Below are 11547 nucleotides of genomic sequence, written 5' to 3'. Positions count from 1 at the left end.
CCACAAGGTGTGGTACCCGTCGGGTGGGCTAGACAGAGCTGGGCGGCACTGGAAGGCGGACAGCGGGGCCGCGCAGGAAATCTTCGATGGCGTCGGCCGCGGCGGGGGCTCCGCCGGAAGCACGGACGCGCGCCTTCATGGCCTCGAGGTTGCCCCGGATCACTTGGTCGCCGCTGACCTCAATGACGGTTTCCCGGATCAGCTCGGGAGAGAGCCCGTCCACGGGGAGGCGGCGGCCGAGTCCCAGGTCCTCGACCCGGCGTGCATTGGCCTGCTGTTCGGGCTGTAGCGGGTAGGCCACCAGCGGCACCCCGAAATACAGCGCTTCCATGGTCGAATTCATCCCGGTGTGGGAGAGGAAGGCACGTGCATGCCGCAGGACTTCCAGCTGCGGAAAGAAGGGGCGTACGTCGACGTTTCCGGGGATCTTCCCGAGCTCGGACGGTTCCGCGCGCTCTCCGATTGCCATGGCAAGCTGCCAGCCGGTGTCCGCAAATCCTTCCAGACACATCCTGAAGAAATCCGGTCGGTCGTTCAACGGGGTAGTACCCAAGGAGATGAACAAAAGGGGCATGTCCATCGCCGGGGGCTGCCAGCCGTCCTCGTTTCCCCGTACGCCGAGACAGGGGCCCACGAAATGGAACCTGGCGTCGAACGTCTCCCCCGCGGGCTGGAACTCCCGCGGGATGAAGGAGATGTTCAACGACGCGGGAGGCCCTCCCATGAATTGCAGATGGCCCACACCGTGCTCGGCGGCGAAATCGTTGATCAGCCGACCGATCTGTTTCCAGGCTTCAATCATGGCAGCCGGGGGTGGGCCCGGCATAAGATCGCGCATCGAGAAATGTTCATTGGTGGCATAGCTCGGAAGCAACGCAATATCGTGCAATGCGAGCTTCGCAGCTGCCATCTTCCCGGATAAGGTCATGGCGTCGTAGCAGACTCCGTCCGGCGGGTCCTGCGCCAGACGGACCAGCAGCGCCGGGAATTCGGCCCTGGCGCTCTCAAGAATCCGCTCCAGCAGTCCCGGCATCATCCCGGCCCCCATTCCGGCAAACATCCCCGCCATCGGGGACGACGCCGGACCCCCCTCAGGGGAAGCGGCGCGCCGGGGCAGGAAGCTGGCCAGATCCTCCCCGCTGGGAAAGAACGAGGCGCCAGCAGATTCAACCGCCTTGGCATACTTTGCCGACGTGGCATAAGTAACGCGGTGGCCCCGGCGCACCAACTCCGCAACAACCGGCAAGGTGGGGTTCACATGGCCCGCTGCAGGTAAACAGACGAAAGCGATATGCATGGCCGGGCGCTTCATATGGAAAGGCGAGTGCCATGAACGCTGCGCCGGCGCGATTTCAGCCCCGTCTCCAGCTTGGTCCGAACCTCGCGCTTCACTCGCGCGGCAAGCTCGGTCTCATGCATTTCCAAGAACCCCCGGACGGCTCGCGGATCCCACGGCACCAAGGATCGCAAAGCCCAGCTCACCGCTTTGACTACCGTCTCGTCGCGATCATGGATCAGGATCCCGACGACGGCGAGCGTCCGTTGCGTGTCCCCCGTTCCCCATCGGGACCTCGTGTTGAGAACGGTAGTGGAGACAAGTGCCATGCGCCGCCACCAGTGATCCGCGCTCCGTGCCCAGCCGTCTATGTCAGCGTCCGAGACGAGCCCTTCGCGCCACGCTGGCCCCAGCAGGATGGTGGCAAAGGCATCGGCATTACTCCAAGAAGCGATGCCTCGCCCCAGATGTTCCAGCCGTGCCGGCGTGAGGGCAGCAAAAGCCGCGCGGTGGGCGTTGATGAACTCCCATCCCTCCCACCTGAACCCGGCTTCGGCCAGCCCGTCGGCGAGACTGAAGACGACGGCGGCCTCCATCGGGGCGATCTCCGCGGAGACGCGGCGACGGACGGCACGGAAGCTCGCGGCGTCGTGCTTCTCCAAAGCGCGCAATTCGTCGAGGACGCGCGCTAACAATTCCCCCGGCTGGGTATCCCCCGGAGAGACGAGCACTCCATGCGAAGTCACTTTTACGCCTAGGCGTGCGCGGGCTGCTATGCGGGGGCGTCGTCGGTGTCCGGCCCTTCGGCGGGATCCTGGCTGTGTAGCCCGGTCTCGTGAAGGACCCAGCCGTCGGTTTCCCCTTCGGCAGGCGCGTCACTGTGATGCCGGACGTCGTTGGGCTCTGCTGCTTTGTTCATTCCGGATACTCCCCGTCCTTCGTTGGACTGTTCCCGTGAATGCACTCAAGTCTACGCCGGGAAGGGGACATGTGGCCTAGGCTAGGCCAAGGAACTACCGCACGAATCCAACGGCTGAATGCAGAGGTGAAGAATGGCCAGACGGCCCAACCCGGCAGTTAAGATTGCGCAGGAAACCGCCCACAACGCCATGTTCGACGCCAACGGCAAAGCCAAGCCCGGTGTCCACCACGTGCTGCTCCGCGCCGTCGACGTCCAGCGTCCCCTTGTCCTGGCGAACCTGCGTCGCCTGCAGCGCAAACACCCGCAGGCCACGGCGGCACAGCTGGCCGCCAAGCTGGAGCGCGACTACCTCGCCGCCGTCACTGGTGGAGGGGCCGCCGTCGGGGCAACCGCCGTCGTGCCTGGCATCGGCACCGCAGCCTCGCTGGGCCTGTCCGCCGTGGCGACCATCGGTTTCCTGGAAGGAACGGCGCTTTATGCCGCTTCCTTGGCCGAGCTCCACGGCATCCGCCTGACCGATCCGGACCGTGCACGCACTATGGTCATGGCGATCATGCTCGGCGAGGAGGGCACCACCCTGTTGGGTGCGCTCAGTGGACAATCGCTCGGCAAGGGCAACGGCGTGACGCAGGCCTGGGGCAGAACTCTCATCAGGAAGCTGCCTGGCGGAGGATTCGGCGTGGTTCGCGACGCGATCCAGCGCGCCTTCCTCAAGAAGTTGCTCAGGCGCCAAGGTGCTGCGTTCCTTGGCCGTGCCCTGCCTTTCGGCGTGGGGGCTGTGGTGGGTGGCGTCGGGAATCGCGTCATGGGGCGCGCAGTGGCCGCCTCGGCGCGGGAGGCATTTGGTCCTATGCCGGACATCATTCCGGGCGAGCTGCTTCCAGCCGCCCGCCAGAACGCGCTGGAAGGCGGACATAGTGGACCTCAACGCTGATTCGGGGGAGTCGTTCGGCTCCTGGACCATGGGGAACGATGCGGCGATGTTCCGGATTGTCAGCAGCGCCAACGTCGCCTGCGGCTTCCACGCCGGAGACCCCGTGACCATGCTGGACAGTTGCCGTGCGGCCTTTGAGCTCGACGTCCGGGTCGGCGCCCACGTGGGCTACCGGGACCTGCACGGTTTCGGGCGGCGATCGATGGACATGTCCTTCGATGAGCTCTTCGGCGACGTCCTCTACCAGCTAGGTGCACTGGACGGAGTGGCCCATGCCGTGGGCGCATCCGTGGACTACGTGAAGCCGCACGGTGCCCTGTACAACAGGATCGTCCACGACGTCGATCAGGCCGAAGCCGTAGTTGCGGCAATTCACGCCTACGATCCCGGGCTTCCCGTCCTTGGGCTGCCTGGTTCCGCGTTGCTGCGTCTTGCCGAAGAATCCGGTCACCCGGTGTTTCGGGAGGCTTTCGTCGACCGCGGCTATTTGCCGGACGGCACGCTGGTGCCGCGCTCGCAGGAAGGCGCCGTCGTGCACGACGCCGCGGCCGTCGTCGAGCGGGCCGTGCGCTTTGCCGTACGGGGCGAGGTATTGGCCGTGGACGGCACGGTGGTGCAGGTCAATCCCGACTCGCTGTGCATCCATGGCGATACCCCGGGCGCCGTGGAGCTGGCCGCGGCGGTGCGCGCCGGCCTTGAGGAAGCCGGTGTGGAGATTGCATCCTTCGCCTGAGGCCCTCGGTTCGCGTGACTCCGGCACCCGGATTATTTTGCCCTGTGGAGACAGCGCGTTCTTGGTGGAACTGCCCGAGCTGACCGCCGTTGTGGCTTACTACCGCGGGCTGACCGGGGCCGGCGCGTCGGGTCTAGCCGTACCGCCGGGGATCATCGACGTCGTGCCCGCTGCACGGACTGTCCTGGTCACCTTCGATCCGGGGACGATCCGCCCCTCCGAGGTCTGCGACTGGCTGCAATCCGCCGAACCGGCACGCGACGTCGTCAGCTCGGGCCGTGAAGTGACCATCGAGGTGTCCTACGGAGGCCCCGACCTCACAGAAACGGCGCAGTTCCTCAGGATGAGCGAGGCGGACGTGGTCAAACTCCACACGAGCTCTGAATGGACGGCCGCCTTTTCGGGTTTTGCGCCCGGATTCGTGTACCTGGTCACCAGCCACGAACGGCTCCGTGTCCCGCGACGCAACACTCCCCGGACAGCGGTACCGGCTGGCTCTGTTGGGCTCGCGGGCGAGTTCAGCGGCGTCTACCCGCGATCCTCGCCGGGCGGTTGGCAATTGATTGGAATCACGACGGCGGCACTTTGGGACGCGTCCAAAGCCGAGCCCGCGCTGATCAGGCCGGGTGACCTGGTGCGCTTCGTGGAGGTCTGATGGGGATTGTGGTGCTGAACCCCGGCCCGCTCACTGTGGTGGAAGACCTTGGCAGACAGGGTTGGGCTTCATTGGGGCTGAGTCCTTCCGGTGCCCTGGACCGGCAATCCCTGCGCCTTGCCAACCTGCTGGTGGGGAACTCTCCGGAGGCGGCTGGGCTTGAGATCCTGTTGGGCGGCCTGCGTTTGAGGTTCATCACCGCGTCCACCGTTGCGGTGGCGGGCGCAGAGGGAATCGTGACCCTCAACGGTGCCGAGATTCCGCTCAACCAAGCCGTCCGGGTGGCACCTGGTGCTGTGTTGGACTTTGGCGCACCGCTGTTCGGACTGAGGTACTACCTAGGGGTGCAGGGCGGAATCGATGCGCCCCAGCTCCTCGGGTCCAGCAGTACGGACATGCTCTCCGGTGAAGGCCCTGCTCCGTTGAAATCGGGCGAACAATTGGTGGTTGGGCGAGTTTCCGCGGGCAACGGTTTGGTGTCAGGGCCTGGCCCGGGGCCCGGCGCGGGCACGGGGCGTGGGGCGGGCACGGGGCGTGGGGCGGGCACGGGGCGTGGGGCGGGCACGGGGCGTGGGGCGGGCACGGGGCGTGGGGCGGGCACGCTCCCTGCTATCCGCCGGGCCCCTGATCCCGGGCGAGCCATCACCGCCCGCGTGGACCGCGGCCCCCGATCAGACTGGTTCGACGACGAGTCCTGGCGCCGCCTTGTCAGCCAGGAATGGACCCTGTCGCCTGATTCGAACAGGATTGGCGCCCGGCTGGTGGGCCGCCCGCTGACCCAGACCCGGAACGAGGAACTGCCCAGCGAAGGCATGGTGCTCGGCGCCCTGCAAGTGCCGCCGTCGGGCCTCCCCACGATATTCCTGGCTGATCATCCCGTGACAGGTGGCTATCCGGTCATCGCGGTGGTGCGCCGCGCGGATCTGGACCTGCTGGGCCAGGCGCGCCCTGGCCAGCGGATCCGCTTCCTCGGCTGAGGTTCCGCTCCACCGGACATGCGCCTTCTTCGCTGCAAGGAGTGGACATGTCCCTTCTTCGCGCGCACACCGCGTGGGGCATGTCCCTTGCTGGGTGTGAGGAGTGGACATATTGGGATTATGTCCATTGCTTGTGGCAAGGGGTGAGCATGTCCATTTCCGGTTCTGGATGACCACGTGGGGCATGTCCCTTCGAGCTACTCAAAGGTGGGCATGTCCATTGGTGCCGGTTGTGGGGAAGTCAGCCGAACACCAAGTGCGCCACGGCGAAGATTGCCAGCCCTGCCAGCGACCCCACCACGGTTCCGTTGATGCGGATGTATTGCAGGTCCTTGCCAACCTGGAGTTCGATCTTTTCCGAGGTTTCCTGGGCATCCCAGCGGGCAACGGTGTCCGTGATGACCCCGGCGATGTCGGAGCGGTACGTTTTGACGAGGTAGCCGGCAGCGTCGCCGATCCAGACGTTGACCTTGCCTGCCAACTCGTCGTCGCTGACAAGCCGGGCACCGAAGTCCCGCATGGCGCTCTTGAAACGCTGCGTCAGCTCACTGTCGGGATCGTCGACGGCGGTGAGCAGCGCGTTCTTGATGGTGCCCCAGGTGCGGGAGGCCAGTTCGCGGACCTCGGGATCACCAAGGATCTGGGTCTTAATTCCCTCGGCCCGGGCAATCATTGCGGGATCGTGCTGAAGGTCCTGGGCGAGGTCCCCGAGATACGTGTCGATTGACTGGCGCACCTGGTGATCGGGGTCCCGCTGCACCGCCCGGACGAACTTGGCAATCTCGTTGTAGACCCTGTCGCCCACCAGGTCGTCCACGAAGGACGGAACCCAGAGGGGAGAACGGTCGGACACGACCCGGTTCACCGTGGAGTGGTTCGCCTCCACCCAGTCGGCCGCGCGATCCACCAGGAGGTCCACAAGCTTGTGGTGGTGGCCTTCGGCGAAGAGCCGCTCGGCCATCCGTCCCACCGGTGGCCCCCACGGCGGTGCGAGCAAATGCTTGCGAACCATGCCCTCAATCACTGCTTGGATGTCGTCGTCGTTCAGCACCGTGAACGCACCTCGGATCAGCGCTGACCCTTCCTTTGCGACGCGCTCGGCGCCCGCGGCAGACCCGAGCCATTTTCCGGCTTTCCGGGCGATGTCAAGGCTCGCAAGCTTTTCCTGGACCACCTGTTCGGACAGGAAGTTGGTCTCCACGAATTCCCCGAGCGAGGCGCCGATCTGGTCCTTGCGCCTCGGGATGATGGCTGTGTGAGGGATTTTCAGGCCCATGGGGTATTTGAACAGCGCGGTGACGGCGAACCAGTCGGCCAGCGCTCCCACCATGCCTCCCTCTGCTGCGGCCCGCACGTATTCCAGCCACGGATACTGCTTTTGCAAGGCGAAAGCGGCGGTGAAAACTACCGCCATGACGATCAGCAGTGCCAGCGCCACCGATTTCATCCGGCGCAGGGCAGCCGCCTTTTCGGCGTCACCGTTCCGCTGCCCGACGTCGGCCGCAACCGTCGAGGCCTTGACGTGGCCTCCGTGCCGCGGGGCCCCTCCCGGAAGGCCACTGTCGCTGTCCGTCACCGTGATTTGTTCAGAGTTCACCTGCATGTGCCCAGCGTAGCCCCGTGGCTGCCATAGGCGTGGGCTACCGTATCTCCATGACGAATGACAAGCTCGGTCGCACAGAGCAAAGCATGGAGCACAGCCCAGACCAAAGCACGGAGCAAAACCCGAGGCCTATGGTCTACGCCCACCGCGGAGCCAGTGCGGCATTCGCGGAGCACACGCGTGCCGCATACTTGAAGGCAATCGCCGACGGCGCCGACGGCGTCGAGGGAGATGTCCACTTGACCCGGGACCAGCAGGTCGTCCTGCTTCACGACTCAAATCTGGACCGCACCTCGGACGGGACGGGTCCAGTGGCCGATAAGACACTCGAGGAGCTGCGTCAGCTGGATTTCTCTTCTTGGAAGGGCGCCCGGATCCCAGAGCAATATGGCGCGAAATCGGACCAGTTCCTCACGCTCCCTGAGCTGTTGGAGATCCTGCGCGGTGCCGGTAGGGAGATCGGCTTGGCCATTGAACTCAAGCACCCCAGCCCTTACCAGCTCAAGCTCGAAGACCGTGTACTGGAGCTTCTGGGCAGCGAAGGCTGGAACGCGGAGACGTCCACGTTGGACAACGTCCGGGTTTCGTTCATGAGCTTCAGCCCGGATTCCGTCAAGCACCTGCTCCAGTTCGTTCCTGCGGAGCACATTTGCCAACTGGTGGACGACGTCACCGTGGAGGAAGTCCGCGATGAACTTGGACTGGGCGTCATCACAGGGGGAGCCGTGGCAAACCTCATGAAGGCAACCCAGCAGGAGGGCGAACGGATCCTGGATGACTGTGAGGTTGGGCTCGCCGGCCCGGGTATCGACTACGTTCGCAAGCATGCCCGCACCGTTCAGCGCTGGTTGGAATCCGGCCGGCGCTTCCGGGTGTGGACCGTCGATACGGAGAACGATGTTGCCCTGTGCCAAGGACTGGGCATTCACGAGATCACCACCAACAAACCGGCCCAGGTCATCGCCCAGTTAGAGGTTCCCAACTAGCTCGCACTTGTTGTCGTTCTGAGGCGTCATAACGACAACAACTGCCAGTCAGTTGGGCTGCGAGGACGGCGTGACGCAACTCGCCGGTTACCGCGTCGGGCGGGCCTGTGGTTGCATGAAGACATGCCTTTTTCATGGTCCGCCCGGACAACCCAGACAATTTCCGCGGTGGCCATGGGTGCACTGTTGCTTGTCAGCGCCAAGAAGCACTTCCAGCAGCCAAAATTCTTCACCTCGGTGGTCCCGGACTACCTTTGCCGTGAAGACGACGGGACCGGGTACGTCGACCTCGAAAACAACGACAGCATGACCACCCCGCGGAATGGCGCCTTGGCGGTCATGTCCCGGGAGGAGTGGATCGCGGTGAGCGGGCTGCTCGAGGCGACTGCCGCCGTCGGGCTCTTGATTCCTGCCACGCGCAAGGCCGCAGCACGCGGCACCGCATTGATGTTCACGGCATTCCTGGCCGGCCACGTGGATGCGCTCCGCCGCGCGTACGGTGCTGGCGGAACCGCGTCCGAGCGGCGGATCCATACGTTGCGGCTCCCGTTGCAGCTGCCCCTGATCCTGTGGGCATGGAGCTTGGCCGGGGCGAAACACGCGTATGAAACTCCGTGAATCCCCGGCGGTGAAGGTCGGCCTGTCCATCAGCATCGCAACAGGCCTCTACGGCGTCTCGTTCGGGGCGTTGGCCTCGGCGTCCGGATTCACTTTTTGGCAGACCATGACCTTCAGCCTTTTCATGTTCAGTGGTGGCTCGCAATTCGCGTTCATTGGTGTGGTGGCCGGTGGCGGATCCGGGGTTGCCGCCATGACCGCGGCCGCCCTGCTGGGACTGCGCAACGGCATTTACGGAATGCAGATGAACGCGCTGTTACGCCCCAAAGGCTGGCTCAAATACCCTCAAGCCCACATCACCATCGACGAATCCACGGCCACCGCATCGGGCCAAAGCTCTCCGGATGAACGGCGCCGCGGCTTCTGGACCGCGGGCATCGGCATTTTCGTGCTGTGGAACATCTTCACGGCAGTGGGCGCCTTGGCTGGCGATGCTTTGGGCGATCCCAAGCAATGGGGGCTCGACGGGGCCGCAGTTGCGGCGTTCCTGGGTTTGCTGTGGCCGCGACTCAAGGGCCGAGAGCCCTGGGCGATTGCCGCAGCTGCTGCCTTGGCAACCGTCATTGCGGTACCGTTTGTCCCGGCCGGCGTGCCCATCCTCGTAGCTGCCGTAGTCGCCGGAGCCATCGGCTGGTTCAGTCACGGACGGAGCGATGAAGGCATGGAGCCCGACGTCGACCCTTACGCGCACGGCCACGCGGAACCCGGTGGCCAGGAGAGTCGGGAAAGTAGCGCCGAATGAACCTCTGGCTTTGGATCCTCGTCGCCTGTGGACTTGCGTACTTCACCAAGCTTTCGGGCTATTTCGTGCCCGCGAAGCTGCTGCGGAGTCCCCGGATGATGCGCGTGGCCGGCACCATGACCATCGGCCTGCTGGCATCCCTGACCGTGGTCAACGCGGTGGCGTCGGGGCAGGCCCTCGCCTTCGACGCCCGCCTCGGCGCACTGGCTGCGGGGGCCATCGCCTTGTGGCTCCGGGCCCCTTTCCTCGTGGTGGTCATCGTCGGATCAGCGGCGGCGGCTTGCCTGCGGCTGCTCGGCTGGCACTAACCGGCAATCGATCTACTCGAACGCCATCCCCGGGATGGGGGTTTGCTGCGGCAGGGGGCGCGACGGACGTTCGCTGCGGATGGCGTCTTCAAGCAGGGCAACCGGCCGCTCCCATGCGCGGGATCCCTGCTCCATGGTGTCAACGGCACCGATCAGCATGGCAACAAGTCGCACCATGTCCTCGATCGAAATATCCTTGCGCAGCGAACCCTGCCCTTGGCCGCGCATCAGCAGTTCAGCCATGGAGTCGATCAAGCCCCCGGTGATGCCAACCAGCAGCCCGCGGCGGCCGGCGACGGCGCCAAGCAGATTCGCGTCTTCGCTGGCAACCTGCACCACGGCGTCGATCACGTTGATGAGCCCGACGGCGGCGTCCATGCCCGCGAGGGACTCTTCCACGACCGGGTCCACATGGAGCCTGAGCTCCCTCGACAGTGCGGCGAGGACGAGTTGTTCTTTGTCAGCGAAGTTGCGGAACAGGGTAGCCGGGCCGACACCAGCGGTGGCCGCGATCGTTTGAAGCGGAACCTCGGGCCCCAGCTCGCGGAAGCACTGGCGTGCTGCTGTGATGATCTTGTCCACATTGCGTGCAGCATCAGCCCTGAGGGGCTTGCGTTCTACGGGCCGGTCCATGCTGCTCACAGTAGCAACGGAGGGGCTTCCGTCACTTTTGTGACATTCTTGCGCGTGAAAGACTGGTTTCATGTTGCTTGCCTTCTCAGTTGCCCCGTCCGGCCAGCCCGCTGCTGGCGCCGTATCCGTCGATGGCTCGGTGCACGACGCCGTTGCCGAGGCCGTGAAGATCGTCCGCGAATCGGGGCTCCCGAACCAGACGGACTCGATGTTCACCACCATCGAGGGCGAATGGGATGAGGTGTTCGACGTCGTCAAGCGCGCCACCGAGGCGGTCGGAAAATATGGAAGCAGGGTTTCCCTGGTCATCAAGGCGGATATCCGGCCTGGGTACAGGGGAGAGCTCACTGGCAAAGTGGAGCGACTGGAGAACGCGATCGCGAAAGGCGAATAGCCGGTCCTTCCCTCCACCGGGACCCGGTGCCAGACTGGGGCCATGCTTGAACACGCCAGGTTTGAACACAAGGTCCAGCCCACCTGGGCGGCCGTCGAGGAATACCTGTCCGCCGCCGTCGTTCGCCCGAATGCGGCGCTAAGGCACGCGGTGCAGTCAGCCTTTGACGCCGGGATGCCGCCCATCGAAGTGGCGCCCAACGCCGGAAAGCTGCTCAAGATGCTGGTGCAGTTGTCCGGTGCGCGGCGCGTGCTGGAAATCGGTACCTTGGCCGGGTTCAGCGCGATCTGGATGGCGCAGGGACTGCCCGACGACGGACGCCTGGTCACGTGCGAATACCTGCCGAAGCACGCTGAGGTTGCCCGAGCGAACGTGGACATGGCAGGGATCGGCCACAAGGTGGACATCCGGATCGGGCCGGCGTTGGAGACCCTCGCTGCGCTGGCCGAGGATCCTGCCCGGGACGGCCCGTTCGACTTCGTCTTCATAGATGCCGACAAGGAGAACGATTCCAGCTACCTGGACTGGGCCATCCGGCTCGGGAGGCCGGGAACGGTGATCGTCATGGACAACGTCATCTGGGAGGGCGCCATCCTGGATCCCTCCATGGACGAGGTGAACGCTCCGGGCATCGTGAGCGCCTTGGAAATGATGGGCAAGGATCCGCGCCTCGATGCAACGGCCATCCAAACGGTTGGATCCAAGGGGTGGGACGGCTTCGCGATTGCCCTGGTGGTCTGACGCTAACTGCGTTGAATCCCTGACC

At 64.9% G+C, this 11547-nt stretch carries 16 protein-coding genes; 11 read left to right on the top strand and 5 right to left on the bottom strand.

Annotated features, from left to right (window positions below; genetic code table 11):
* Positions 1 to 28: 28 nt before the first annotated feature.
* Genes ABD884_RS21825 through ABD884_RS21815 form a run of 3 tightly spaced genes read right to left on the bottom strand, consistent with a single transcriptional unit; the run spans position 29 to position 2195 of the window.
* On the bottom strand, positions 29 to 1312 hold the full coding sequence (locus ABD884_RS21825; RefSeq protein WP_345051793.1) for a macrolide family glycosyltransferase: 1284 nt from the start codon (positions 1310 to 1312) through the stop codon (positions 29 to 31).
* Positions 1309 to 2022: a DNA alkylation repair protein gene (locus ABD884_RS21820; protein WP_345051787.1), complete on the bottom strand. Its 714-nt coding sequence runs from the start codon at positions 2020 to 2022 to the stop codon at positions 1309 to 1311. The genes ABD884_RS21825 and ABD884_RS21820 overlap by 4 nt, the downstream gene beginning before the upstream one ends.
* 26 nt (positions 2023 to 2048) lie before the next feature.
* A complete protein-coding gene (locus ABD884_RS21815; protein WP_345051783.1) occupies positions 2049 to 2195 on the bottom strand; it encodes a hypothetical protein in 147 nt (48 codons plus the stop codon).
* A gap of 133 nt (positions 2196 to 2328) precedes the next feature.
* Between ABD884_RS21815 and ABD884_RS21810 the strand changes: the two genes are divergently transcribed.
* From ABD884_RS21810 to ABD884_RS21790, 5 genes are read left to right on the top strand one after another with little or no spacing between them, the layout of a single operon-like run.
* Positions 2329 to 3132 (top strand): hypothetical protein, encoded by an 804-nt coding sequence (locus ABD884_RS21810; protein WP_345051780.1) that lies wholly within the window; start codon positions 2329 to 2331, stop codon positions 3130 to 3132.
* A complete protein-coding gene (locus ABD884_RS21805; protein ID WP_345051775.1) occupies positions 3116 to 3865 on the top strand; it encodes a LamB/YcsF family protein in 750 nt (249 codons plus the stop codon). The genes ABD884_RS21810 and ABD884_RS21805 overlap by 17 nt, the downstream gene beginning before the upstream one ends.
* Positions 3840 to 4520, top strand: a complete 681-nt coding sequence (pxpB, locus tag ABD884_RS21800; protein WP_345051771.1) for a 5-oxoprolinase subunit PxpB — start codon at positions 3840 to 3842, stop codon at positions 4518 to 4520. The genes ABD884_RS21805 and pxpB overlap by 26 nt, the downstream gene beginning before the upstream one ends.
* Complete coding sequence (locus ABD884_RS21795) at positions 4520 to 5497, top strand: 5-oxoprolinase subunit C family protein (protein WP_345051766.1); 978 nt, start codon at positions 4520 to 4522, stop codon at positions 5495 to 5497. The genes pxpB and ABD884_RS21795 overlap by 1 nt, the downstream gene beginning before the upstream one ends.
* A 47-nt stretch (positions 5498 to 5544) precedes the next feature.
* The gene (locus ABD884_RS21790) at positions 5545 to 5670 is read left to right on the top strand and encodes a hypothetical protein (RefSeq protein WP_345051761.1); all 126 of its coding nucleotides are present in this window, start codon (positions 5545 to 5547) and stop codon (positions 5668 to 5670) included.
* Positions 5671 to 5738: 68 nt separating this feature from the next.
* On the opposite strand, the gene ABD884_RS21785 is transcribed toward ABD884_RS21790, so the two are convergent.
* Positions 5739 to 7100, bottom strand: a complete 1362-nt coding sequence (locus ABD884_RS21785) for a DUF445 domain-containing protein (RefSeq protein ID WP_376954284.1) — start codon at positions 7098 to 7100, stop codon at positions 5739 to 5741.
* An 86-nt stretch (positions 7101 to 7186) separates the two neighbouring features.
* Between ABD884_RS21785 and ABD884_RS21780 the strand changes: the two genes are divergently transcribed.
* The 4 genes from ABD884_RS21780 (at position 7187) to ABD884_RS21765 (ending at position 9754) form a co-directional block, all read left to right on the top strand.
* The gene (locus tag ABD884_RS21780; RefSeq protein ID WP_376954282.1) at positions 7187 to 8086 is read left to right on the top strand and encodes a glycerophosphodiester phosphodiesterase; all 900 of its coding nucleotides are present in this window, start codon (positions 7187 to 7189) and stop codon (positions 8084 to 8086) included.
* Positions 8087 to 8209: 123 nt separating this feature from the next.
* On the top strand, positions 8210 to 8704 hold the full coding sequence (locus ABD884_RS21775; protein ID WP_345051758.1) for a DoxX family protein: 495 nt from the start codon (positions 8210 to 8212) through the stop codon (positions 8702 to 8704).
* Positions 8691 to 9446, top strand: a complete 756-nt coding sequence (locus ABD884_RS21770; protein WP_345051755.1) for an AzlC family ABC transporter permease — start codon at positions 8691 to 8693, stop codon at positions 9444 to 9446. Before ABD884_RS21775 ends, ABD884_RS21770 begins: the two co-directional genes overlap by 14 nt.
* Positions 9443 to 9754, top strand: a complete 312-nt coding sequence (locus ABD884_RS21765; RefSeq protein ID WP_028265618.1) for an AzlD domain-containing protein — start codon at positions 9443 to 9445, stop codon at positions 9752 to 9754. Before ABD884_RS21770 ends, ABD884_RS21765 begins: the two co-directional genes overlap by 4 nt.
* Positions 9755 to 9766: 12 nt before the next feature.
* On the opposite strand, the gene ABD884_RS21760 is transcribed toward ABD884_RS21765, so the two are convergent.
* Complete coding sequence (locus tag ABD884_RS21760; protein ID WP_345051750.1) at positions 9767 to 10387, bottom strand: TetR/AcrR family transcriptional regulator; 621 nt, start codon at positions 10385 to 10387, stop codon at positions 9767 to 9769.
* 70 nt (positions 10388 to 10457) lie between these two features.
* Between ABD884_RS21760 and ABD884_RS21755 the strand changes: the two genes are divergently transcribed.
* Entirely contained in the window at positions 10458 to 10781 is a 324-nt protein-coding gene (locus tag ABD884_RS21755; RefSeq protein WP_345051747.1) for a thiamine-binding protein, read from the top strand.
* 42 nt (positions 10782 to 10823) lie between these two features.
* The gene (locus ABD884_RS21750) at positions 10824 to 11522 is read left to right on the top strand and encodes an O-methyltransferase (protein WP_345051744.1); all 699 of its coding nucleotides are present in this window, start codon (positions 10824 to 10826) and stop codon (positions 11520 to 11522) included.
* The last annotated feature ends 25 nt before the right edge of the window (positions 11523 to 11547 follow it).

The organism is Arthrobacter methylotrophus, assembly GCF_039539965.1.
In the GTDB taxonomy this organism is placed as follows: Bacteria; Actinomycetota; Actinomycetes; order Actinomycetales; family Micrococcaceae; genus Arthrobacter; species Arthrobacter methylotrophus.
The sequence above is the reverse complement of the archived record's forward strand: the minus strand, read 5'-3'. Positions and strand labels throughout refer to the sequence as shown.

Bases quoted from the DNA above. Each gene is read 5' to 3' on its own strand.
- ABD884_RS21780 (WP_376954282.1), top strand. From the start codon at position 7,187: ATGGAGCACAGCCCAGACCAAAGCACGGAGCAAAACCCGAGGCCTATG.
- ABD884_RS21755 (WP_345051747.1), top strand. From the start codon at position 10,458: ATGTTGCTTGCCTTCTCAGTTGCCCCGTCCGGCCAGCCCGCTGCTGGC.
- ABD884_RS21795 (WP_345051766.1), top strand. From the start codon at position 4,520: ATGGGGATTGTGGTGCTGAACCCCGGCCCGCTCACTGTGGTGGAAGAC.
- ABD884_RS21775 (WP_345051758.1), top strand. From the start codon at position 8,210: ATGCCTTTTTCATGGTCCGCCCGGACAACCCAGACAATTTCCGCGGTG.
- ABD884_RS21810 (WP_345051780.1), top strand. From the start codon at position 2,329: ATGGCCAGACGGCCCAACCCGGCAGTTAAGATTGCGCAGGAAACCGCC.
- ABD884_RS21765 (WP_028265618.1), top strand. From the start codon at position 9,443: ATGAACCTCTGGCTTTGGATCCTCGTCGCCTGTGGACTTGCGTACTTC.
- ABD884_RS21785 (WP_376954284.1), bottom strand. From the start codon at position 7,100: ATGCAGGTGAACTCTGAACAAATCACGGTGACGGACAGCGACAGTGGC.
- ABD884_RS21770 (WP_345051755.1), top strand. From the start codon at position 8,691: ATGAAACTCCGTGAATCCCCGGCGGTGAAGGTCGGCCTGTCCATCAGC.
- ABD884_RS21760 (WP_345051750.1), bottom strand. From the start codon at position 10,387: ATGGACCGGCCCGTAGAACGCAAGCCCCTCAGGGCTGATGCTGCACGC.
- ABD884_RS21750 (WP_345051744.1), top strand. From the start codon at position 10,824: ATGCTTGAACACGCCAGGTTTGAACACAAGGTCCAGCCCACCTGGGCG.
- ABD884_RS21815 (WP_345051783.1), bottom strand. From the start codon at position 2,195: ATGAACAAAGCAGCAGAGCCCAACGACGTCCGGCATCACAGTGACGCG.
- ABD884_RS21825 (WP_345051793.1), bottom strand. From the start codon at position 1,312: ATGAAGCGCCCGGCCATGCATATCGCTTTCGTCTGTTTACCTGCAGCG.
- ABD884_RS21790 (WP_345051761.1), top strand. From the start codon at position 5,545: ATGTCCCTTCTTCGCGCGCACACCGCGTGGGGCATGTCCCTTGCTGGG.